The sequence below is a fragment of the Mucilaginibacter angelicae genome, from assembly GCF_042434235.1.
In the GTDB taxonomy this organism is placed as follows: domain Bacteria; phylum Bacteroidota; class Bacteroidia; order Sphingobacteriales; family Sphingobacteriaceae; genus Mucilaginibacter; species Mucilaginibacter angelicae.
In genome coordinates this window covers 40,888-63,649 of the sequence record NZ_JBHLTS010000024.1, presented here as the reverse complement: position 1 = coordinate 63,649, position 22,762 = coordinate 40,888, and the positions used below count along the sequence as shown (strand labels likewise).

General features: G+C 42.6%; 21 protein-coding genes. 15 read left to right on the top strand and 6 right to left on the bottom strand.

The annotated features are described in order from the left end of the window. The first annotated feature begins 256 nt into the window (after positions 1-256). The 4 genes from ACFFGT_RS18235 (at position 257) to ACFFGT_RS18220 (ending at position 5,569) form a co-directional block, all read left to right on the top strand. On the top strand, positions 257-865 hold the full coding sequence (locus ACFFGT_RS18235) for an alpha-ketoglutarate-dependent dioxygenase AlkB family protein (RefSeq protein ID WP_377023969.1): 609 nt from the start codon (positions 257-259) through the stop codon (positions 863-865). Positions 866-1,221: 356 nt separating this feature from the next. Then, positions 1,222-3,201 carry an amidohydrolase family protein gene (locus ACFFGT_RS18230; RefSeq protein WP_377023968.1) on the top strand — a complete coding sequence of 660 codons (1,980 nt, stop codon included), beginning with the start codon at positions 1,222-1,224 and terminating at the stop codon, positions 3,199-3,201. A gap of 11 nt (positions 3,202-3,212) precedes the next feature. Then, a complete protein-coding gene (locus ACFFGT_RS18225) occupies positions 3,213-3,572 on the top strand; it encodes a hypothetical protein (RefSeq protein WP_377023967.1) in 360 nt (119 codons plus the stop codon). Positions 3,573-3,661: 89 nt separating this feature from the next. Next, positions 3,662-5,569 (top strand): amidophosphoribosyltransferase, encoded by a 1,908-nt coding sequence (locus ACFFGT_RS18220; RefSeq protein WP_377023966.1) that lies wholly within the window; start codon positions 3,662-3,664, stop codon positions 5,567-5,569. A gap of 371 nt (positions 5,570-5,940) precedes the next feature. Here the strand turns inward: ACFFGT_RS18220 and ACFFGT_RS18215 are convergent, their stop codons facing one another. Next, a complete protein-coding gene (locus tag ACFFGT_RS18215) occupies positions 5,941-6,597 on the bottom strand; it encodes a LysE family translocator (RefSeq protein ID WP_377023965.1) in 657 nt (218 codons plus the stop codon). A gap of 167 nt (positions 6,598-6,764) precedes the next feature. Between ACFFGT_RS18215 and ACFFGT_RS18210 the strand changes: the two genes are divergently transcribed. Both ACFFGT_RS18210 and ACFFGT_RS18205 read left to right on the top strand, forming a co-directional pair. Beyond that, complete coding sequence (locus ACFFGT_RS18210) at positions 6,765-8,399, top strand: MFS transporter (RefSeq protein WP_377023964.1); 1,635 nt, start codon at positions 6,765-6,767, stop codon at positions 8,397-8,399. 111 nt (positions 8,400-8,510) lie between these two features. Next, a complete protein-coding gene (locus tag ACFFGT_RS18205) occupies positions 8,511-8,966 on the top strand; it encodes a deoxycytidylate deaminase (protein ID WP_377023963.1) in 456 nt (151 codons plus the stop codon). A gap of 438 nt (positions 8,967-9,404) precedes the next feature. Here the strand turns inward: ACFFGT_RS18205 and cmk are convergent, their stop codons facing one another. Beyond that, positions 9,405-10,082: a (d)CMP kinase gene (gene cmk / locus ACFFGT_RS18200; RefSeq protein WP_377023962.1), complete on the bottom strand. Its 678-nt coding sequence runs from the start codon at positions 10,080-10,082 to the stop codon at positions 9,405-9,407. A gap of 71 nt (positions 10,083-10,153) precedes the next feature. Between cmk and arfB the strand changes: the two genes are divergently transcribed. Then, complete coding sequence (gene arfB, locus ACFFGT_RS18195; protein WP_377023961.1) at positions 10,154-10,564, top strand: alternative ribosome rescue aminoacyl-tRNA hydrolase ArfB; 411 nt, start codon at positions 10,154-10,156, stop codon at positions 10,562-10,564. Positions 10,565-10,697: 133 nt separating this feature from the next. On the opposite strand, the gene ACFFGT_RS18190 is transcribed toward arfB, so the two are convergent. Then, positions 10,698-11,657, bottom strand: a complete 960-nt coding sequence (locus tag ACFFGT_RS18190) for a lipid A deacylase LpxR family protein (protein WP_377023960.1) — start codon at positions 11,655-11,657, stop codon at positions 10,698-10,700. 444 nt (positions 11,658-12,101) lie between these two features. Beyond that, positions 12,102-14,576, bottom strand: coding sequence for an endopeptidase La (gene lon / locus ACFFGT_RS18185; RefSeq protein ID WP_377023959.1), 2,475 nt, complete (start codon positions 14,574-14,576; stop codon positions 12,102-12,104). 369 nt (positions 14,577-14,945) lie between these two features. Between lon and ACFFGT_RS18180 the strand changes: the two genes are divergently transcribed. The 3 genes from ACFFGT_RS18180 to ACFFGT_RS18170 all read left to right on the top strand — a co-directional run bounded on the left by ACFFGT_RS18180 (position 14,946) and on the right by ACFFGT_RS18170 (position 16,537). Further along, the gene (locus ACFFGT_RS18180) at positions 14,946-15,596 is read left to right on the top strand and encodes a tetratricopeptide repeat protein (protein ID WP_377023958.1); all 651 of its coding nucleotides are present in this window, start codon (positions 14,946-14,948) and stop codon (positions 15,594-15,596) included. A 114-nt stretch (positions 15,597-15,710) separates the two neighbouring features. After that, on the top strand, positions 15,711-16,178 hold the full coding sequence (locus ACFFGT_RS18175; protein WP_377023957.1) for a hypothetical protein: 468 nt from the start codon (positions 15,711-15,713) through the stop codon (positions 16,176-16,178). Further along, a complete protein-coding gene (locus tag ACFFGT_RS18170) occupies positions 16,178-16,537 on the top strand; it encodes a type II toxin-antitoxin system PemK/MazF family toxin (RefSeq protein WP_377023956.1) in 360 nt (119 codons plus the stop codon). Before ACFFGT_RS18175 ends, ACFFGT_RS18170 begins: the two co-directional genes overlap by 1 nt. A gap of 9 nt (positions 16,538-16,546) precedes the next feature. On the opposite strand, the gene ACFFGT_RS18165 is transcribed toward ACFFGT_RS18170, so the two are convergent. Both ACFFGT_RS18165 and gpmI read right to left on the bottom strand, forming a co-directional pair. Further along, positions 16,547-17,113, bottom strand: a complete 567-nt coding sequence (locus ACFFGT_RS18165) for a hypothetical protein (protein ID WP_377023955.1) — start codon at positions 17,111-17,113, stop codon at positions 16,547-16,549. Further along, complete coding sequence (gene gpmI / locus ACFFGT_RS18160; RefSeq protein ID WP_377023954.1) at positions 17,100-18,623, bottom strand: 2,3-bisphosphoglycerate-independent phosphoglycerate mutase; 1,524 nt, start codon at positions 18,621-18,623, stop codon at positions 17,100-17,102. Before gpmI ends, ACFFGT_RS18165 begins: the two co-directional genes overlap by 14 nt. A gap of 196 nt (positions 18,624-18,819) precedes the next feature. Here gpmI and ACFFGT_RS18155 point away from each other — a divergent pair, with 196 nt between their 5' ends. The 5 genes from ACFFGT_RS18155 (at position 18,820) to ACFFGT_RS18135 (ending at position 22,705) form a co-directional block, all read left to right on the top strand. Continuing rightward, positions 18,820-19,215, top strand: coding sequence for a DUF4783 domain-containing protein (locus ACFFGT_RS18155; protein WP_377023953.1), 396 nt, complete (start codon positions 18,820-18,822; stop codon positions 19,213-19,215). A 301-nt stretch (positions 19,216-19,516) separates the two neighbouring features. Continuing rightward, positions 19,517-20,362, top strand: coding sequence for a carboxylating nicotinate-nucleotide diphosphorylase (gene nadC / locus ACFFGT_RS18150; protein ID WP_377023952.1), 846 nt, complete (start codon positions 19,517-19,519; stop codon positions 20,360-20,362). Between the two features lie 103 nt (positions 20,363-20,465). Next, entirely contained in the window at positions 20,466-21,119 is a 654-nt protein-coding gene (plsY, locus tag ACFFGT_RS18145; protein WP_377023951.1) for a glycerol-3-phosphate 1-O-acyltransferase PlsY, read from the top strand. Positions 21,120-21,124: 5 nt separating this feature from the next. After that, on the top strand, positions 21,125-21,925 hold the full coding sequence (locus tag ACFFGT_RS18140) for a M48 family metallopeptidase (RefSeq protein WP_377023950.1): 801 nt from the start codon (positions 21,125-21,127) through the stop codon (positions 21,923-21,925). Between the two features lie 9 nt (positions 21,926-21,934). Continuing rightward, positions 21,935-22,705 carry a YqjF family protein gene (locus ACFFGT_RS18135; protein ID WP_377023949.1) on the top strand — a complete coding sequence of 257 codons (771 nt, stop codon included), beginning with the start codon at positions 21,935-21,937 and terminating at the stop codon, positions 22,703-22,705. Positions 22,706-22,762: the final 57 nt, after the last annotated feature.

Sequence of the window (22,762 nt, the reverse complement as noted above, 5' to 3'; positions counted from 1 at the left end):
GTGGTCTGTTTTGAAAATTTTGCTGCTGCAGCGATAAACAATGCCATCGTAAATTTTATTTTGTACTATGGATGCGCATAGCCAATAAGCATGCCACTGCGTATTTTATTTTATATAGATGCTTGTTTTATAGTTGTTTATCAAAATGAGAAAGATTTTATCAATATGAGTAAAAGCTATCAAAATGATAGGTTTTATCATTTTGATACTGGAACTGGGGATAGCGTTTTTATGGTAGTATTACGGATATTTGAACATGGATCTATTCAATAATGATCAACTGGGCCTGTTTGGTGCGCCAAAAAACTTGTTGCCTTTTGACGGCGAGGTGTTGCTTTATCCTCGATTTTTTAAGGAAGATGTATTTGGGCGGCTGGTTGAGGAAACACCATGGAAGCAGGATAAAATGAAGATCTATGGTAAGGAGATAAACTTCCCCCGGCTTACGGCCTGGTATGGGGACAGCGACGAGGTGTATGTATATTCGGGGGTAGTGAATGTGCCGGTTAAGTTTAGTCCGCTGCTTGGTGGTATTAAACAGGCGGCAGAACAGCAATGCGGGCACCGGTTCAATACTGCGCTGCTTAATTATTACAGGGATGGCAACGACAGCATGGGTTGGCATAGCGACGATGAAACTGAGCTTGGCGGTAACCCGGTTATAGCTTCGGTATCATTTGGTGCTTCGCGGGTTTTCCAGTTTAAACATAAGCAGCAAAAGAATGCCAAAGTTTCTATCCCCCTTAATAATGGCGACCTGCTGATCATGCAGGGGCAAACACAGCATCACTGGCTTCACCAGGTACCCAAAACAAGCAGGATGCAGGGGGCAAGGATTAACATTACATTCAGGTATATAGGGTAGGTTGTTTTTTTATTTACCGCGGTGATTTGCAATGCGGAGACGCAATTTTACGTCTCAAATCTAAATATTCGAAGATGAGATTATCTCTTAAAAAAATATGTCATTGCGAGCGAAGCGTGGCAATCTCGTAGCCAATGCATGTCCGATTTGCTTAGCTACGAGATTGCTTCGTCGTTCCTCCTCGCAATGACATGGCTTTTTTAACTAACATTTTCAATTGATCTGCATGTTCCGAACACTTGTGGTGACAACACCAACAACGGCGGGGGATCATCTAAAGGCTTTAGCCAAAATCTCACAAGCTGTTTTGCAACATCCCAAACAAACTACTAACTTACCCTAATATTACTGACCTTATGAAAAGACCTATATTATTATTTGCTGCCGTTTCGGCTTTGATAACAAATGCCCGGGCCCAGACCGATTTGCCTGTTGATAGCGGAACCTTCTTCCTGCACAAGTTTGAACAGCACATTGGCAAGGAAACTTATTACGTGCGTAAGTATAAAGATGCCGTTCATTATCATATCGATTTTAAATTTGTTGACCGCGGATCGCCTGTGCCCCTTATTGCCGAATTGAAGGTAAACCCTGTTGCCGATCCGCTGGAACTGACCATAAAAGGTAATACTTCCAGGTTTTCGACCATTGATGATAAGGTAACCATTCGCGGAAATGAAGCGGCAATCAGGGTTAATGATTCATCGTATTCACAAAAAGTATTACCGCTTAGTTTCCCGGTAGGGGGCTATTCGCCGGGCACAGTACAACAGGTGCTTATCCGGTATTGGAATAAACATCAACAACCAGCAAGCATCCATATGCTGCCATTTGGCGATGTACAGATCAAAAAATCAGGCATGGATCAGCTTACCTTCAATGGTAAGCCGCTTACACTTAACCGCCTTACCATAAGCGGACTGGTTTGGGGCAACGAACTGGTATGGACAGATAATGATGGCAAACTCATTTGCCTGATCACCAATGATGCCGAAGGCGATAAACTGGAAATGATGCGTGTGCCTTATGAAGAATTATTGCCTCAGCTTATCAGTAAGGCAGCTACTTACGGTATGGAACTGTTTGCCAGGGCAGCCGCGCCTACCGGTGTTACTAATAAGGTAATAGCGGTTACAGGTGGTAACCTGATTGATGTAAACACAGGTACAAGCATGCCGAACGCCGTTGTTTTAATAGAGGATGGTATTATCAAACAAACAGGTAAGGTTGGCGAAGTTAAAATCCCGGCAGGGGCCAAAATCATTGATGCCAAAGGGAAAACCATTTTACCTGGCCTTTGGGATATGCACGCGCACTTTGAACAAGCTGAGTGGGGGCCTGCCTATCTTGCGGTAGGTGTAACCACTGTGCGCGATTGCGGTAACGAATTTGGATATATCAATGCAATAAAAGCTGCCATTGATGGTGGCAAAGGCGTTGGCCCAAATATCATTAAAGCGGGTATCATCGATGGCAAAGGGCCTTATGCACTGGGTATTATCCAGGCGGATACTAAGGAAGAGGCTATTAAGGCGGTCGACCGTTATAAAGAAAATGGCTTTCAGCAGATCAAGATCTACAGTTCGGTAAAGCCGGCTATAGTTAAAGTAATTTGTGATGAGGCGCACCGTTTGGGCTTAACAGTAACAGGCCATATCCCGCAGCACATGACGCTGCAGCAGGGAGTTGATTCGGGCATGAATATGGTTAACCATGTTCAGTATGTTTACTCTGTCATGAAACGGGATAAGAATAGGGCAACTATTTTTGATGATTCGATAAGCGTGGCGGCAATCAAGTTCATAAAAGATCATCATGTAGTTATCGATCCTACCATTGGTGTTTTCGAGCTGGCTTTCCGTAATGTTAAGGATGATATAACTAAACTTGAACCTAACTATTATAATTTGCCGCTGCCGCTTCAGGCGTTGTTTAAAAACATGGGCGAAGAACCGGCACAGGCTGCCAAACTAAAACCCATGTATGAAAGTATGAAGAAAACGGTTAAGGTGTTGTATGATGCAGGGGTACCTATAGTTGCCGGTACAGATATGGGCTTCCCCGGCTATAGCCTGGACCGCGAACTGGAACTTTATGTGGAAGCCGGCCTTACCCCGGCACAGGCTATCAAAACAGCAACTATCACGCCTGCCACTGTAATGAGCCTTGATAAAACAACAGGCTCGATTGAGGTGGGCAAGCAAGCCGACCTGGTTATTATCGACGGCGACCCGCTTAGTAATATCAGGGATATCAGGAAGGTATCGGTAGTAATAAAAGAGGGCAGGGTTTATGACCCGGTTAAGCTGCACCAGATGGTTGGATTTAAAAATTGATTAAGTTAATAATGGAAGAATTAACAACGCTTTACAGGCCTGTAGGCCCAAAAGAACTAAAACTGATAGAGGAATCGGGGTTTAAGCGTTTTCCCAAACGTTTGGCTCAACAGCCCATTTTTTACCCGGTGATGAACGAGGAGTATGCAATTCAAATAGCAAGAGATTGGAATGTGCCTGCCTCGGGCTCGGGTTTTGTGACTAAATTTAGCTTGCCTGCCGTGTTTTTGAAAAGGTACGAAGTGCAAAATGTGGGCGGCATTGTCCATGATGAGTTATGGGTACCTGCCGAAGAGCTGGAAGATTTTAATGATCAAATAGTTGGATTTATTGAGGTTACGCGTTCTTTTTACCCGGATAAAACTGATTAAAGGGCGTTGTAAATTAATGCAATGTTATGACAATGTATTTTATCCATACTTCATTTTAAAATGATACCTTTGCAGCCTCATTCCGAATCATGAGCGATCAGATTAAACATGAATGCGGTGTGGCATTTATCCGCTTACTAAAGCCACTATCTTATTATCAGAAAAAGTACGGAACTGCACTGTACGGCCTGAACAAACTTTACCTTTTAATGGAAAAACAGCATAACCGCGGCCAGGATGGCGCCGGTGTTGCTACCATTAAACTGGATATTGCTCCGGGTAAACGCTACATCAGCAGGCACCGCTCTATGGCCTCAAATGCCGTGGCTGATATTTTTGAATACATCCAGAAGAAATTCGCGGACATTCAGAAAGAAACCCCCGAAAAGATGCTTGACGCCGAGTGGCTAAAGGAACATGTTAGCTTCACAGGCGAAGTTTTATTGGGGCACCTGCGTTACGGTACCCACGGTAAAAACAGCATTGAAAGCTGTCACCCTTTCCTGAGGCAAAACAACTGGCAAACACGAAATTTGGTTATTGCAGGTAACTTCAACATGACTAATGTTGATGAGTTGCTGCAGCAATTGTATGACCTTGGTCAGCACCCGAAAGAGCAGGCAGATACCATTACCGTACTTGAAAAAATAGGCCACTTTATTGATACCGAAAATCAGGGCTTGTTTGATCAGTATAAACGCGAAGGACTGGACGATAACGTGGAGATCAGTAAGCTGATAGCCAACGATATGGATGTTGCCAAGATCCTCCGTAAATCGGCTAAGAACTGGGATGGTGGTTATACTATTGCCGGGATCCTGGGCCATGGTGATGCTTTTGTAATGCGCGACCCGGTTGGCATCCGTCCGGCGTTTTACTATTACAATGATGAGATCGTGGTTGCAGCCTCAGAGCGCCCTGCTATCCAAACAGCGTTTAATATACCGATGGAAGAGATCAGGGAAATTCGCCCGGGTCATGCTTTGATCGTTAAAAAGAACGGCAAGATCTCTGAAGATATGTTCAGCGAGCCAAAGGAAAAGAAAGCCTGCTCATTTGAGCGGATCTACTTTTCGCGCGGCAGCGACTCGGCCATTTACCGCGAACGTAAACAGTTAGGCCGCCTGCTTTGCCCGCAGATATTAAATGCGGTTGATCATGATATCAAAAACACGGTTTTCTCTTACATCCCAAATACGGCCGAAGTTGCCTTTTACGGCATGGTTGAAGGCATGCACAAGTATGTAAAGAAATATCAGCACGAAAAACTTCTTGAGCTTGGAAGCGATATCACGGAAAAAGACCTTACCGAAATTTTACAGATAGCACCAAGGGTTGAGAAAATTGCCATTAAGGATGTTAAGCTGCGTACCTTCATCACCCAGGATGCTGACCGCAGCGAAATGGTTGCCCACGTATATGATACCACTTATGGCCTCATTAAAAAAGGCACCGATACATTAGTTGTATTGGATGACTCCATTGTTCGTGGTACTACGCTGAAACAAAGTATCCTGAAAATTTTGGACAGGCTTGGCCCTAAAAAGGTTGTTGTGGTTTCATCTGCCCCGCAAATCCGCTACCCCGACTGTTACGGTATCGATATGTCACGCATGGGCGAATTTGTTGCTTTTGAAGCGGCAATCAGCCTGTTAAAAGAGATGGACAGGGAAGATGTGATCCTGGATGTTTACCAGAAATGTAAAGACAGCCAGAAACTGCCGAAAGAAGAGGTTAAAAACTATGTTAAAGAAATTTATGCCATGTTTACCGACCAGCAGATCTCTGACCGTATTGCAAAGATCATCACACCTAAAAATGTGAATTGTGAAGTACAGGTACTTTACCAGACATTGGATAACCTGCATATTGCCTGTCCTGATAACCTTGGCGATTGGTATTTCAGCGGCGATTACCCAACCCCTGGTGGTAACAAGGTTGTTAACCGCGCCTTTGTTAACTGGATGGAAGGTAAAAACCAAAGAGCTTACATGTAAAGCCCCCTAACCCCCTGAAGGGGGAATGATATATTAAGGCGATGGATTTTTCATCGCCTTTTTTTGTTTTGAAAAGTTAGCCATTTGCCCAATGACGATACGAAGAAGCCTATGCTGTAGGTGGTGTTGTCACCACAGGTGTTCGGAAGATGCAGATCAGTTGAAAATGTTGGTTTAATAAGCATGTCATTGCGAGGAGGAACGACGAAGTAATCTCGTAGCTATACAGAGTGGCTTTGCTTCCGTGCGATTGCCACGCTACGCTCGCAATGACATGTCTTTTATTTAAAAAAGAGATAATTCATCTTCCCGAACACCTGTGGTGACAATGCCAACAAGGGCGAGAGAAGAAATAAAATAAGAAAAAAATCTTATGACCCCGTCGGTGCTGCAAATACAAAATGGGTGACCAGCTTATCAATCAACACCAGCGAAGCAATAATAAGCGCAATACCGGCAACCTCATTTAAACGGTGAATGAATTTGACCGAAATACGGTCGCGTAATTTATTGGCGTAAAAAGCTTTGAGGGTATCCATACCAAACTGAATAATAAGTATGGTTAAAAACATTACGGCTATATGAAATGATCTGTGCGGGGTACCCACCAGGAATGTGGTACTGGCTGCGCCGATCACTACCGTCCAGTGGAAGAGGAGGGTAGGGTTAAAAATACACATCAGGAAACCTTTAAGTACATAACCAAAACGGTCGGCACTTGAGGGGACTTTATTTTCATAATTGATCTCGCTTTTCTTGAACATATAATACAGTCCAAGTGCAAATAATATGGCACTCCCTACAACGCCGGCTATCACTTTGGTATGATCAGATACATCGATATATTGCGAACCGAACAGGATTGCTCCTACGAAAACCACATCGCTGCAAACCACACCCAGGGCAAGCGAAATACCGGCATGAAACCCTTTTTCGATGCTGGTTTTAATAAGCGCAAAAAAAACCGGGCCGGTAATAAATGTAAGTACTAATCCAAACCCGATACCCGAAACAATGGCTTTTATCATTAAGTTAAGCTTTGTTCTTTTTTGAACATTGCGAATATGCAATTTTATCTCATAAACAACGAAAGTTAAAATTGTGATTTAATTTATTTAAAAAAGAGTGGAGAGTTTTAGCAAAATTGAATTATGTTTAGAGATTCAAAAATCAAATTAGTACAACCTACTTTAAAATGGAACAAAACAATGCTAAGAACTACGGTACAGCCCTGTATACGCTGATCACCGTGTTTTTCTTCTGGGGCTTTTTAGCAGCCTCCAACGGTATTTTTATACCTTTCTGTAAAGAGCACTTTCACCTTACCCAGTTTGAATCCCAATTAATTGACTTTACATTTTATGGAGGGTATTTCATTGGTTCACTGATCCTTTACTTTGCTTCACAAGCCAGCAAGGTTGATATCATGAACAAGTTGGGTTACAAAAATGGTATCATTTTAGGCCTTGTTGTTTCGGCGGTGGGCGCATTAGCTATGATCCCTGCTGTAGCTTCAGGCGCATTTGGTTTTATCCTGGCTGTTTTCTTTATCATTGCGGTTGGTTTTTCACTACAGCAAACGGCTGCAAACCCTTTTGTTGTTGCATTGGGCCCGCCCGAAACCGGTTCAAACCGTTTAAACTTTGCAGGCAGTATCAATAACATCGGCGCTTTGTTAGGCCCGGTTGTAGTGAGCGTGGTATTATTTGGTTCGGCAACTGCTAAAACCGCTGCAGCTGATGTTAAAATATCATCAATCAATAACCTGTACTATCTGTTGGCCGGCTTATTCATAGCGGTTGCTTTGTTCTTCTGGTTCTCAAACCTGCCAAAGGTTACCAGCGATGAAAAGATTGAATCAAGCTCAAAAGCAAATACACCATTGCTGGTTATGTTTGTAGCGTTTTGTTTGATACTTGCTGCCGACCCCATCAGCAAGGCTACCGGTGTACCGAGCCAATATTTTGTTTACGCGTCACTTGCCATCATTGTATTTACCCTGGTAGGTACCATATTTGCTGCTAAAAAGAGTAAAGAAGGCTGGGGCGCCATGCAGTATCCACAGCTCATATTGGGTATGCTTGCCATATTTACCTATGTAGGTACTGAGGTAACTATTCAAAGTAATATGGGGTCGTTATTGAAAACCCCTGCGTTTGGTTCTTTTGCCGAGTCGGATATCGCACCGTATATTTCATTATACTGGGGTAGTTTAATGATCGGTCGTTTTGCCGGATCGATAGATGCGTTTAACCTTTCAAAATCTGTAAAATATATTTTATACATCCTGATACCTTTCCTTGCGTTTGGCATAGTATTGCTTGTAAATGTGTTTTCGGGTGTTAACGTGAGTAACCTTTATACCTACGCAATTTGCGTGACTATCCTTATTGTTGCTTTCTTTATCGGTCAGCAAAAACCAACCCGTACTTTATCTGTACTTGGTTTATTGGGTATAGTGTTTATGCTTACAGGTTTATTTACTACCGGTAAAGTGGCAACCTTCGCGTTTATCAGCGGTGGTTTATGCTGTTCTATCATGTGGCCATCTATATTCTCTTTGGCTATTACCGGTTTAGGTAAATACACCAGCCAGGGCTCGGCATTTTTAATTATGATGATCCTGGGTGGTTCTATAATTCCACCTTTGCAGGGTAAAATTGCCGATGGCAGTAACAACGTTATAGCAGGTATGAGCGGGATCCACTTCTCCTACATAGTACCTGTATTAGGCTTTGCTTATCTTGCTTATTTTGCATGGAAAGTTAGCCGCGAACTCCGTAGCCAGGGTATCGACCTTGACCACGTTGAAGTTAAAGGCGGACATTAATATTTTTTAGAGATTAGAGGTTGGAGATTAGAGGTTAGTCCTTTAATTTTCAACCTCTTTTCTTTTTACAGCAGTTTTAACTAATCTCCAATCTCTAACCTCTGATCACAGATGACAAAACCCAGCTTCGATCATATTTTCATGAACCTGGCCACTGATCTTTCGCAGCGGTCGCATTGCGTTAAGGCACACGTTGGGGCGGTTTTAACCCGCGATACCAGGATCATATCCATCGGTTATAACGGGCCTCCAGCACACACGCATAATTGCGATGAAGAATGGCCCGGGGTTGGCTGCGCACGCGATTCAAAAGGCAGCTGCTCGCTTGCCCTGCATGCCGAAGAAAATGCAATACTTTACGCGGTGAAAAACGGTGCAAGACTTGAAGGGGCTACGCTGTATACTACACTGTCGCCGTGTTTGCCTTGTGCAAGGCTCATTTATTCGGCCGGGATCACCCATGTTTACTACGATAAATCATATGCCGAATACAAAGGCCTGCCAAGCGATGAAGGGGTTGATTTTTTGAACAGGTTTGGGGTTAAGGCGGAAAAATTTGACCGTTGATTTTTTTGATTGCGTTGATTACGCTGATTTTTTCTGAACTATTATATACACCACGTCATTGCGAGGTACGAAGCAATCCCCGATAAGCAGGGCCACCTTGTATAGTTTGGGAATATTAATAATTATAATTTGATTTTATATGTATTAATGAGCTTCCTTTGGTCGGTTGTCTTCGTTTTTTATAATGGTGTAATTGTAAGTCATTGATTATTGGGTGTGTTTATGAATATGGGCGTTGCCTGCGGCCCGTGCTATCCGCTCATACTGCACAGGCATTAGCCACAAGGCCGGTATCCGCTACTATCACTAACGCGGCCTGCGCACCATCGCTGAAATATATTTTATACGTCATCACTATTTTTTTCAGGGTTTCCCTGATGGTTACCCGCAATGACGCTTTTAACTAATCTCTGATCTCCAACCTCTAATCCCTGACCACTACTCCGCAATAAAGGGCTCAATATGGCTCAGGGCAAAGAGTAATTGCTCGTCCTGGCTAAGGTCGGTGTTATCTAATATAATGGCATCCTCGGCGCGGGTAAGGGGGCTTTCCTCACGTGTGGTATCCTGGTAGTCGCGGTGGGCAAGGTTGTCAAAAATTTCTTCTAAGGTTATGTTGGGATTAGTAGGTAATAACTCCTTGTAACGGCGTTCGGCGCGGATCTTCGGATCGGCAGTCATAAATAGTTTTACCTGGGCATCGGGGAACACAACGGTGCCTATATCGCGGCCATCCATAATGATATTTTTTGAGCGGCCTAAACGCTGCTGCTGCCTTACCATGGCTACGCGCACTTCTTTGATTGCAGCTACCGAGCTAACTTTTTCAGCAACATGCATCTGGCGGATCTCTTCAGATACATCTTCCTCATTTAAAGTAATGAAGGTTTTATGATTTTGCGTTTGAAAGTTAAGATGAATATTATGCAATGTATCGGCCACGAGGGCATGGTTTTCAAGGTCAATATTATGCCTTAAAAAGTATAACGTTACGGCACGATACATGGCGCCGCTATCTACATAAATAAAGTGAAGCTCTTTTGCTAAAGCTTTTGCCAGGGTGCTTTTACCGCACGAAGAATAACCATCAATGGCTACTACAATATTGTTGTTCATAGAACTGCTAAAATAGCAAATTATTGGCAAAAGGCCTGACCATGGTAACTCAATTAGGCTTATTTTTGAAGATGAATTTTACTAAAGCCAGTCTCCAAAAGGAAACGAGCTACAAAACATCAAGAAGCGGGGGAAAGGGCGGCCAAAACGTAAACAAGGTTTCGAGCAAGGTTGAATTGTTATTTTCAATAGATTCATCGGCCTTGTTTACCGATGAGGAAAAGTTGCTTTTAACCGAAAAACTGCAAAACAGGCTTAACAAAGATGGCTATGTGCAGGTGATATGCGACGAAGAGCGGAGCCAGTATCTCAATAAGGAAAAAGCGATTGAACGGTTAACATCGATACTCATAAAAGCCCTCCAAAAGCCCAAGATACGCAAGCCAACCAAAGTAAGTAAAGCTGCCAAAGCCGCAAGGCTCGAAGGTAAGAAGATACAATCGGCAAAAAAGGAAAACAGGAAAATTGATTTTAGAGAATGATTTATTGATGTGCAAATGTGCAGATTTCAGATGTGCAGATGAATTTGAGAACTTTATCTAATCGAAAATAATCTGAGCATTTAAAATTGTTTAACCTTCAATTTGCACATCCGCACATTTGAAATTTGCACATTTACTTAAACCTATAAAAGCCGGTAATTGATCCCCACTGGTGCGAGCGCAACATCTCTTTAGCGTCTTTGGTGTGGAATATGGCCGCTACATCAAACGCGAAACGACTGGTGGTAAAAGCTACGCCAACCTGCTGGCTAAATATAAAAGGTTTCTTTTCTGAAGTAACTTCCAGGCTGTTTGGATCGTCATGTTTGCGGAACAGACTGCCCTGGATGGTAGCATCATAGCCAACCACATTGGCTAAAGGCTTGTAATAAAAAAAGATCTCGTGTTTGTGCAGCAACTTTTCTTCGCCGCCGGTTGATACTGTACTTTGGGTACTGATGGAATTGAACAGCTGGTTAAAATTGCCCAGGCGTACCATACCTCCGGCACCGGCACCTGTAAAGCCATTACCCAGGTTGGCATATGAGCTAAAACTCAGGTCGATCCATGAAGCACGCGCCAGCAGCTTGTTATATTCGGCCGAAAGGTTGAGTTCCACATCGTTTTTGATCTGGTATTGCCAGCCATTAAGCTGGTAAAAGCCAAATGTGTTATGGATAAGCTTTTGTACCGGCTCGCCGCCAGCTGCAGGGCCTACTACCCCCAGTTGTGCGCCAAATTTCAGGTTGCTTTCGTTTTTATAAAGGAAGTTAAGTGTGGAACCTAAATAGGTATATGCGGCAAAGGGCCTGTCAATATCAAACGGTCCGCGAACATAGCCCGATTGCGGGTTGAACATCTTTTGCCCTAATTCAAATCCTAAAACTTTGTTTTGGAGGTCGTTTTCTGATGGTTTTACCGTTAAAGCTTTTCGGTAATAAAAGAAAATACCATTGGTGTAATACCTGTCGGATCCCTGACCAAGGAATGAATCATTATCAGATTGGATACCAAATTCGTGACCGCGGGTTTGTGCAAATAAACAGGTAGCGCTTAACAGGCATACCAGTGTTAAAAATAGTTTATTAGGCATTGGGGTTTATATAGTATATGTGCGCTAATATATAAAAAACCCAATGCAAATAAAGCAGTTATAAAATTGACTGTTTAAAAATGGTATTGGTTGGGATCAAGGTTTTTAATTCCCCTCTTAAAAATTACTGTGGGGCACTTCTTTTGAAACTGATCGTTTAAAAACCGGTTGTCATTTCGACGAATCAGTAGGGGGAATGCGCGGGAGGGGTGAGGAGAAATCTTATGCAATATGCACTAAATCATGTATGAGGGTTTTACATGGCGTATAAGATTTCTCTTTCTCCACATCACTCCACCTCACCTTGCTCTATCGAAATGACAATTTCTTCTTTTATAGAAAAGAAGTGTACACATCGTAGGCTGTCAGCCCCCCCTTTAAACGAAAAAGTTTCACAGCGGTAAGCTGTGAAACTCATATTATTTATCCCGAAAAATTGCCTGTTTAATTAACCGCTGCTTTATCATCTTCTTTAACTGTAAGATCTATCGGTTTTTTAACTTTTTCGTTAAGGAGGGCCAAACTTATTACATCCTTCATATCGGTAACATAATGGAAGTTAAGGTCCTTTATGTAATCTTCCTTAATTTCAAGGATATCCTTTTGGTTCGATTTGCAAAGGATGATCTCCTTGATATTGGCACGTTTGGCAGCCAGGATCTTTTCCTTAATACCGCCTACAGGTAACACACGACCGCGAAGGGTGATCTCGCCGGTCATGGCCAGGTTAGGTTTTACTTTACGCTGTGTAAAGGCCGATACCAGTGCCGTAAGCATGGTAACACCTGCCGATGGGCCATCCTTAGGGGTAGCGCCTGCCGGTACGTGTACGTGTACATCCCACTGATCAAATAGTTTAGGGTTGATATCAAAATCGGCTGCGTGCGCCCGTAAATAAGCGAGGGCAATGGTCACCGATTCTTTCATGACATCGCCAAGGCTGCCTGTTAGCGTTAAGCGGCCTTTTCCGGGACTTAAGCTTGCCTCAATGAACAAGATGTCGCCGCCTACTGAAGTCCAGGCCAGGCCTGTTACAACGCCTGCCACATCATTGCCTTCATAAAGGTCTTTATCAAAAATAGGTGCACCTAATATTCTCTCAATATCTTTTTTGTTTACAACGCTGTTGTAAGGTTCTTCCATAGCTATGTTTTTAGCTACGCCGCGAACAACCGAGCCTATTTTTTTCTCCAGTGAACGTACGCCCGATTCGCGGGTATAATCCACCACTATCTTTTCAAGTACATCAGCTTTAAGGCTTATGTCTTTTATTTTTAAGCCATGTGCCTCGCGCTGTTTAGGTACAAGATGCTGTTTGGCTATTTCAATTTTTTCTTCAATGGTATAGCCATTCACCTCAATAATCTCCATCCTGTCTAACAAAGCAGGCTGAATAGTGCTCAGTGAGTTTGCGGTTGCTATGAACATTACGTTTGAAAGGTCAAAATCCATCTCCACATAATGATCGTAAAAAGTGCCATTTTGCTCGGGATCAAGCACCTCCAGCAGGGCCGATGAAGGATCCCCCCTAAAATCGTTGCCTACTTTATCTATCTCATCTAAAATAAATACAGGGTTTGATGCGCCGGCCTTTTTTATCGACTGGATAATACGCCCCGGCATCGCCCCAATATATGTTTTACGGTGGCCACGGATCTCCGCTTCATCACGAATGCCGCCTAATGCCATACGTACATATTTACGGCCCAAAGCTTTAGCTATTGATTTACCTAAGGATGTTTTACCAACGCCCGGAGGGCCAACCAAACAAAGGATAGGCGCTTTCATGTCATGCTTTAACTTGAGCACGGCAAGGTATTCGATAATACGCTGTTTTACCTTATCTAAACCAAAGTGGTCTTTATCAAGGGTCCTTTGGGCGCGTTTAAGGTCAAAGTTGTCTTTGGTAAACTCGTTCCATGGCAAATCAAGCAGCAATTCAAGATAATTGATCTGCACGGAGTAATCGGCAGCTGCGGGATTGGTACGCGCCAGTTTTTCAAGCTCTTTAGTAAAGTGGTCTTTAACTTCTTTGGCCCATTTCTTTTTAACTGCACGCTGGCGCAGGCTCTCAATTTCCAGGTCGGGGGTGTTGCCTCCCAGCTCCTCCTGTATGGTTTTAAGCTGCTGATTAAGGAAGTAATCCCTCTGCTGCTTGTCAAGATCGACACGAACTTTGGTCTGGATCTGGTTTTTCAGTTCCAGCATTTGCAGGTCGAGTGTTAAATGCTCCAATACCAGATTGGCACGTTCGCGCAGGTTGGCAATTTCAAGCAGGTGCTGCTTGGCCGTCATATCAGCATTCATATTTGATGATATGAAGTTGATCAGGAAGGATGTGCTTTCGATATTGCGGATGGCAATACCTGCTTCGCTTGGGATATTGGGCGAAAGCTGGATGATATTCATGGCCATATCCTTAATGGATGATACCATGGCCTTAAACTCCTTATCTTCCTTGCCTTTTATTTCATGGAAAGGCTCAACTGTAGCTTTTATATAGGGTTCGCTTTGTACTTCTTCTTTTAAATAAAAACGTTTTTTACCCTGAATGATAACGGTGGTGTTACCATCGGGCATTTGCAGCATTTTTATAATAAGTGCAATAGTGCCAACTTTATTAAGCTGACTAAAAGTAGGGTCTTCAATACCCACATCCTGTTGCGAAACCACCCCAATCATGCGGCTGCCTTTGTTGGCATCGCGGATTAGTTTTATTGATTTGTCCCTGCCAACCGTAATTGGGATCACAACACCAGGGAAAAGTACGGTGTTGCGCAAGGGTAAAATAGGCATTACATCGGGTAGCTCCTCATTATTCATCTCCTCCTCATCTTCCGATGACATTAGCGGGAAAAACTCTGAATCCTCATTTATAACCGGTAAAGCATTTTTAAAATCAAACGGATCGAAATTCATTAATTATATTTTAGTAGAATAAAACGCCATGTTGTCAGCCTGCAAAAAGGTATTCACGCCAATTACAGGTTAAATTGCGATTATGAATCGCGCCTGATTATGGTTCAAGAGCTGTGCCAAGTTACACTAATTAATAACAACAAATAATTCGATGATTTAACGTACTGGTTATATGTTTGTTACAAATTTGTGGCATGTATTGTAAATAAATAAGATTTTATTGGTAAAGATGAAAAAAAGTCATAGTATCGCTGTTCACAATTTTATGCACATGTGAAATTTTTTTTCACAAAACAGCTTTATGGCATAATAATTTGATGTATTGATAGTTAATATAATACCATTTTTGTTTTACCAGTAATCCGTTTGATGAAGTTATCAGTTATCCTGCCCCTTCTGATCATGTCTTCGCTTGAGTCGGCCATAGCGCAAAACGCTTATGTACGGCTTGGCCAGCAGGCACTCATGGATGGCGATTTCCGTTCGGCGGTATCGCACCTGGAAAAGGCGTGCATAACTGATTCAACAAACGCCAACGCTATGTGGATGCTGGGGTATTCCTACTATCACAGCGATAACTATAAAAAATCGATACTGGCCTATACCAAAGTAATTGCCATAAAACCGGCCGATGCTACGGCCTACTATTACAGGGCGAGGGCCAAAAGCTATCTCGGGAGGGATAACCAGGCTTCGGCAGCAGATAAGGAATTATACCTGTTAGGGGCTATTGTCGATCTTACAAAAGCCATTTCCATCAACAGCGATCTTAGAGATAATAAATACTACCAAAACAGGGGTATAGCCTACCGCGATTACGGTATGTTTAAGCTGCAAAATACCTCGCATTTTTACGATAAAGCAAGGGGCATCAACTCATTGAAAGCTTCTATTGCCGATCTGGAAAAGGTATTGAATGATAATCCTTCCCGCATGGATATCTCTGCACTCATTGATCAGTCAAAAGAAAAACTGATCCAGGCCACTACCGGCAGTAATACGCTGGTGAAACAGCACTAAAGTTAACAGCTTTAAGCCGAAGAGGATGTTCATTGCTTTGTGGCTATCTAAATCAACAGAACACTTATTAAAATTATTTGTCTTATCTTTATAATAAGCGATAGATATAAGGAAATGACCAGTGCATTATTAATTCAGGATGTAGAAAGCAAAGTGAGAGACATCAACTTTGGCAGTTATTTTTCTGATCTATTTTTCGGGCATGCAGCAAACCGCAATGATGGGTTTAAAAGATCTTTAGTAGAGTTTACAGAGATGATTAAAGAGGATGTGGGAGATTTAAGTTTTTTAAAAGAATTAAATCCGACCGACCTTCTGCTGATTTATCAAAGGTTAGAGAAGCTAAATAATGTTTTTGATAAACTGAACGACCTTTATTATTCAAGTAATTATTTTGAGGATAAGGAGCTCGGGGAAATTTTCAGACGCCTGACAAGACAACTTCACAAAATAGAAAATCTAAGCTTTAAATATTTAAATAGGAGTAACGCCATCACAGATTCGACCCCTGCATATATTAAAGAAGGGCTTGCAAACTTTTCAAGAGAAAATATCGCTGTAAAACTAACATCTTCTAATTAATGCCATTCCAAAGGGGCGATATAATCGAGTTGCCATTTTTAATTCCGGGTAAAAATAAGACTGAAAAACACCCAGCTGTTATCATATCAAATGATGATGTTTATAATAATGAGGGTATCTATATCTGCGTTATGATAACACATTCGGAGTTGAACGAAAGTTTCGCGTTCAATTTAACTTCCGATATGTTTTTGAATCCGGATAATGCTCCCGAAGGCAAAGCTAAAGCTCATTTGTTGGCCTATGTGTTAGAAAATCAAATAATTAATAATAGCAACTCCCGCCGGGCGAAGATGAAAAAGGTTTATGTGGATAAGCTGGTTGATTTTATTAACGATGTGGTTTTAATGGAATATTAAAAAAAACTTCTACCTCTTCGGTAAAGTCCCCTGTACCTTGTAATCATTACGCCCCATTAATTTTACGTGCTGTGTTTTTTGGATCAGGTAGAGCGAATCGGGGAAATAGCTTAGCTTTTCGTTGGTTTCGTACAGCAGGTTTTTGGTGTGGTTATAGATCAGGATCCACTCAACTTTGTCACCAGCTTTTTTAATAATAATGCGGCGGGTCTTAAGTTCAGGTGTGCGTGCCCTGTAAACAATAGCGCTATCGCTTGTGCTAACTGTATAGCTGTTTTTCCAGGCCGGGCGGTTAATGTCCGACTGGATAAACAAATTAAGCTCCTGGTTCCAGTTGCCTATATGCACCGTTTTTGTTTCGGTAACGCCATTGTGGGTAACCGTTTTGATTACAGCAGGGTTTAACTTTGTAAGCCGTGCAGAATCGGCCCTGAAAAATGCTTTCAGGTCAAAGTAAACCAGTTTTGCACCGCTTTGCCGGTTATCGGGCCTGCAGGAATATAAATTTGATATTAATAATAAAAAGCCGCCCAACAGGGCGGCTTTGCTTATATTTTTTGGATTACACCAATACATTACCAGTCATTTCGGGAGGGATGGCAACACCTAATATGCTTAATATTGTTGGCGCCACATCGCCCAGTTTTCCGTCTTTTACCTCTTTAACATCTTTATCAATCACAATACATGGTACCAGGTTGGTGGTATGTGCCGTATTGGGCGATCCGTCTTCGTTAATCATGTAATCGGCATTACCATGGTCGGCCAGGATAATGAACGAATAGCCGTTGGCTAAACCTGCTTCAACAACCGCTTTGGTACAGGCATCAGCAGTTTCGGCTGCTTTAACTACAGCGCTGAAAACGCCGGTATGGCCAACCATATCGGTATTGGCAAAATTAAGGCAAACAAAATCAGGCCAGCCTGTTTCCAGTTCCGGGATGATAGCATCACGGATGCCTGCAGCGCTCATCTCAGGCTGCAAATCGTAAGTAGCAACCTTAGGTGATGGTACTAACAGTCTTTTCTCGTTAGCAAACTCTTTTTCCCTGCCGCCCGAAAAGAAGAAAGTTACGTGAGGATATTTCTCAGTTTCCGCAATCCTGATCTGTGATTTACCCGCATTTTGCAGGATTTCGCCCAGGGTTTTGGTCAAGTCTTCTTTATTGAAAACAACCTGAACATTTTTGAACGTTTCATCATATGGTGTCATAGTGATGTAACGCACATTAAGCGGGTGCATGTTGTATTCAGGGAATGATTTTTGGGTTAAGGCGATGCTGATCTCGCGGCCTCTGTCTGTACGGAAGTTAAAGCAGATCACTACGTCACCCTCTTTGATAACTGCCAGTGGCTGGCCTTTGCTATCAACAGCAACAATAGGCTTCACAAACTCGTCGGTAACACCTTCAAGGTACGAGTGTTTAATAAGGCTGGTAACGTTTTGGGTAGCTTCGCCAACACCATTTACCAGCAGGTCGTAAGCCAGTTTAACACGTTCCCAGCGGTTATCGCGGTCCATAGCGTAATAACGGCCGATGGCCGAAGCTATTTTAGCGCCTGTACCGGCAATATGCTCTTCAAGGTCGGTAATAAAACCTAAACCCGATTTAGGATCGGTATCGCGGCCATCTAAAAAAGCATGGATATATACATTGTTAACATCCAGTTGTTTGGCAGCATCGCAAAGGCCTTTTACATGCCTGATATGTGAGTGTACACCACCATCAGATACTAAACCGATGAAGTGTACATCTTTATTGTTTTGTTTGGCATATTCAAAAGCATCCTTCAATACGGGGATGGTAGGCAGTTCATTGTCATCAACTGCTTTATGGATGCGGCCAAGCTCCTGGTAAACCACGCGGCCTGCACCAAGGTTCATGTGACCAACTTCTGAGTTGCCCATTTGCCCGGCAGGTAAACCTACCGCTGCGCCCGAAGCTTCAAGTTTTGAATTTGGATATTGTTTAAGCAGGCCATCAACAAAGGGAGTATTGGCAGCCAGTATAGCGTTTGATTGATCGTTGCGGCCGTAACCCCAGCCATCAAGTATAATTAATGCGAGTTTTTTTTTGTTTTCCACAATGCAAATATAAAGGCAACAGGGTACTTTATATATAATTTTTTAATTTAGGTTAGCAGTCTGAAATAAAAGTTAAATTGTGGTGTTAGTGTTTATTATACGGTTTTATAAAACATAGCTTTTTTGTTTGTTTGAAAAGCCGGTAAACACTTAGTTGCAAATGTAACTTTAGCACCTGTTAGTACGTTATCATAGTATGAAATTGAAATACTTGCCATCGTTTGTTTTTTTACTGCTGCTTCCGTATGTTTCATCGGCCGATGTAATAGATAACGTGGCTAATCTTTTAAAAGCCGGTAACACCAGAGAGCTTTCCAAGTTATTTGCCAATAATGTGGAGATAACCATCATGGAAGAAGAGAATGTTTACTCGCAAAACCAGGCTACGGTTATACTGGATAAATTTTTCGCCAAGAATAAGCCCCAGGGGATCAAATTGCTGCATAAAGTAAACTCAGGGGGCAATTACCATTTTGGTGTTTATATTTTAAATACCGATAAAGGTGAATTTCGTGTTACCATCACCTTAAAGGATGCCGGTAAAAGCACTAATGTTGTTGAACTGAAAATTGAAGACGAGAAGGTGAAATGATTTTTCGATGTGCAAATTTCAGATGTGCAGATGATTTTCGATGTGCAGATTTCAAATGTGCAGATGTGCAAATGATTTTGATGCTGTTCTTAATTATATAAGCCCATTTGCCTAATATTGAAGCTCTACTCATCTGCACATTTGGAATCTGCATATTTGCACATTCACATCATCTGCACATCTGAAACCCTCTTTATCTGCACATCGAAAATCATCTGCACATCTGAAATTTGCACATTTGCACATCAACGCACATCGGTCTAAAAATTGTTGTTACTTTTGACTCATAAAAAGAACACAATTGGACAAGGAACTAATACATCGATTTATAAATAATGCTTTAAGTGAGGATGTGGGCGATGGCGATCATACTTCGCTTTCAACCATCCCGGCCGATGCTACAGGCAAAGCAAAACTTTTAGTTAAGGACGAAGGTATACTGGCCGGTGTTGAGCTGGCTGCCGAAATATTTCATATAGTTGATCCCAACCTTAAAATGACTGTGTTTTTACAGGATGGAACTCCTGTTAAATATAAAGATGTGGCTTTTGAGGTTGAAGGCAGCTCGCGCAGCATATTAACCGCCGAACGTTTGGTACTGAATTGTATGCAGCGTATGTCGGGAATTGCTACAAAAACCCGGGAGATAGTTGATTTGCTGCAGGGCACCAATACTAAAGTTTTAGATACCCGTAAAACTACCCCCGGCCTGCGTTACCTCGAAAAATGGGCGGTACGCATAGGTGGTGGCGTGAACCACAGGTTTGGTTTGTATGATATGATCCTGATTAAGGATAACCATGTTGACTATGCCGGAGGGATACGGCAGGCCATTGAAAGCGCCAATCAATACCTTGCCGATACCGGAAAAAAACTGGCTATTGAAATTGAGGTGCGTAACCTTGATGAGCTTGAGCAGGTTTTACAAACCGGCAATGTAAACCGCATATTGATTGATAACTTTAATTTCGACAACCTGCGGCAGGCTGTGGCCATGATCAAAGGACGTTTCATTACCGAAGCTTCGGGTGGCATCACCATTGATAATATCCGTGAATATGCCGATTGCGGGGTCGATTACATTTCGGTAGGTGCGCTTACGCATTCGGTTAAAAGCCTTGATCTTAGTCTGAAGGCTGTAAAATAGGGTAATTAAAATATCAATTAACACATCGTTAAACAAAACTTAGTAGTAAAAGCGCTGAGATTAAAACGCTTTTACCGCTTCAATTTTGTAATATTGCAGCAGAATGATAACCGTTTACTCTGTTACAGCGCTTATAATGGCTTATCTGTGCGGCTCAATACCTACGGCTGTTTGGATAGGTATGGCTTTTTACAATGTGGATGTACGCGAGTACGGAAGCGGTAATGCAGGTGCTACAAATACTTTTCGCGTGCTTGGTAAGCAAGCCGGCATCCCGGTGATGCTGCTTGATATATTTAAAGGCTGGGCAGCTACAAATTTCGCTTATTTCATTGGCGCATCTGCTACGGGTGCCATCAATTCAACCGCATATACTAATTACGAACTGGCTTTGGGCATAGCGGCGGTTATGGGTCACCTGTTCCCAATTTTTGCGGGTTTCAGGGGCGGTAAAGGCGTTGCTACTTTGTTTGGAATGATTTTGGCTATACATTTTCATGCCGCCTTGTTATGTGTAATTGTATTTATAACGGTATTACTGATCTCAAAATATGTGTCGCTTAGCTCAATTGCAGCAGCCTTTACTTATCCTATAGGCGTTACATTTATTTTTCCGACACCGATCCGATCGATAGTAATTTACGGCATGTGCATTTGTGTGCTTGTGCTGGTAACCCACCAAAAAAATATAGAACGCTTAATAAGGGGCAAAGAATCGAAAGTTAATTTTTTTAAAAAGAAAACAACAACTGCCTGATCACCATGAAAAAGTTCAAACCTGTATTAGTCCTGATAGCCATCATGGCTATCTTTTCCTGTTCAACCGTGCCGCTAACCGGCCGTAAACAATTAAGCCTTGTTGGCGATGCCGAAGTAAACCAGTCGGCGGCGGCAAGCTACAAACAACTGCTTACCGACCCCAAAACCAAAGTTGTTGCCACCGGTACCGATGCGCAGCGCGTTAAAGTTATTGGTAACAGATTAGCAGCGGCTATTGAAAAATATCTTAAAGAAAATGGCTATGGCGATCAGTACAGCTTTCAATGGGAGTTTAACCTGATTCAGAGCAGCGAAGTTAATGCCTGGTGTATGCCGGGTGGCAAGGTTGCTGTTTACAGCGGTTTATTGCCTGTAACCAATACCGATGCTTACCTTGCTGTAGTTATGGGGCATGAAATTGGTCACGCCATTGCCCGCCACTCGGCCGAACGCATCTCGCAGGAAATGCTGGTACAGGGTGGCGGACAATTAGTAGGTGCGGCCACAAGCCAGCAATCGCAGGCTACACAAACTGCTATAAGCACTTTGTATGGCGTTGGAAGCCAATTGAAATTACTGGCCTACTCACGCAACCAGGAATCGGAGGCCGACCGTTTAGGTTTAACCTTTATGGCTATGGCGGGCTATGACCCGCACAATGCCATTGCTTTTTGGCAGCGTATGGCTGCCCAAAACAAAGGCGGTGCCCAGCCCGAGTTTTTGAGCACGCACCCTGCCGATGCTACCCGTATTGCCAATATTCAGAACCTCATACCCGAGGCTATGAAATATTATAAAAACTAATTATCATTAATGAATCCCGCCCGTAAAAAAGGCGGGATTTTTCTTTTTATGGCTAAAAGTCAATTTCTAAAAGCACAATGGAAAAACCTGGTAATGCTCAATTACGAGGTTGATGCCGCAATATTAAAACAATACACCCCGGCAGGTACGGTACTTGATCTTTGGGAAGGCAAAGCCCTGGTAAGCATGGTTGGTTTTATGTTCCTGGATACACAGGTATTGGGGATCAAATGGCCATGGCATATAAATTTTGAAGAAGTAAACCTGCGTTTTTATGTGCGATATTATAACGGTACCGAATGGAAACGTGGCGCTGTTTTCATAAGCGAGATAGTACCGAAAAGTATGATCGCGCTTATTGCCAACAACCTTTATAAGGAACATTACCGTGCCCTGCCTATGCGGAGTTCCATTATTGCAAGCGCAGATAATCATACCCGATTTTTATATGAGTGGAAGCTTAACGGCCGCTGGAATAGGCTTGGAGCCACAGCAAGTAATGAGTTAGTTGACATCAAGCCCGGCAGCCCGGAGGAGTTTATTTTAGAACATTACTGGGGCTACAACGGTTTGAACGCCACCAAAACTATGGAATACCAGGTTGAGCATATCTCATGGCAAACAGGTTTGGTGAGCGATTATGTTTTTGATGCAGATGTTACCGCGCTGTATGGCGAAATATTTAAACCATATCTTGAAAAAGAACCTGTTTCGGCTTTTTATGCGCTTGGGTCAGATATTACAGTGCGGATGGGAGAGAAGATTGTGGTGGGTGAGTAATGATTTTCTTTGATTTAGCAATAAGGTTTGTTGAGGTTCAATTAATTATATTTACAA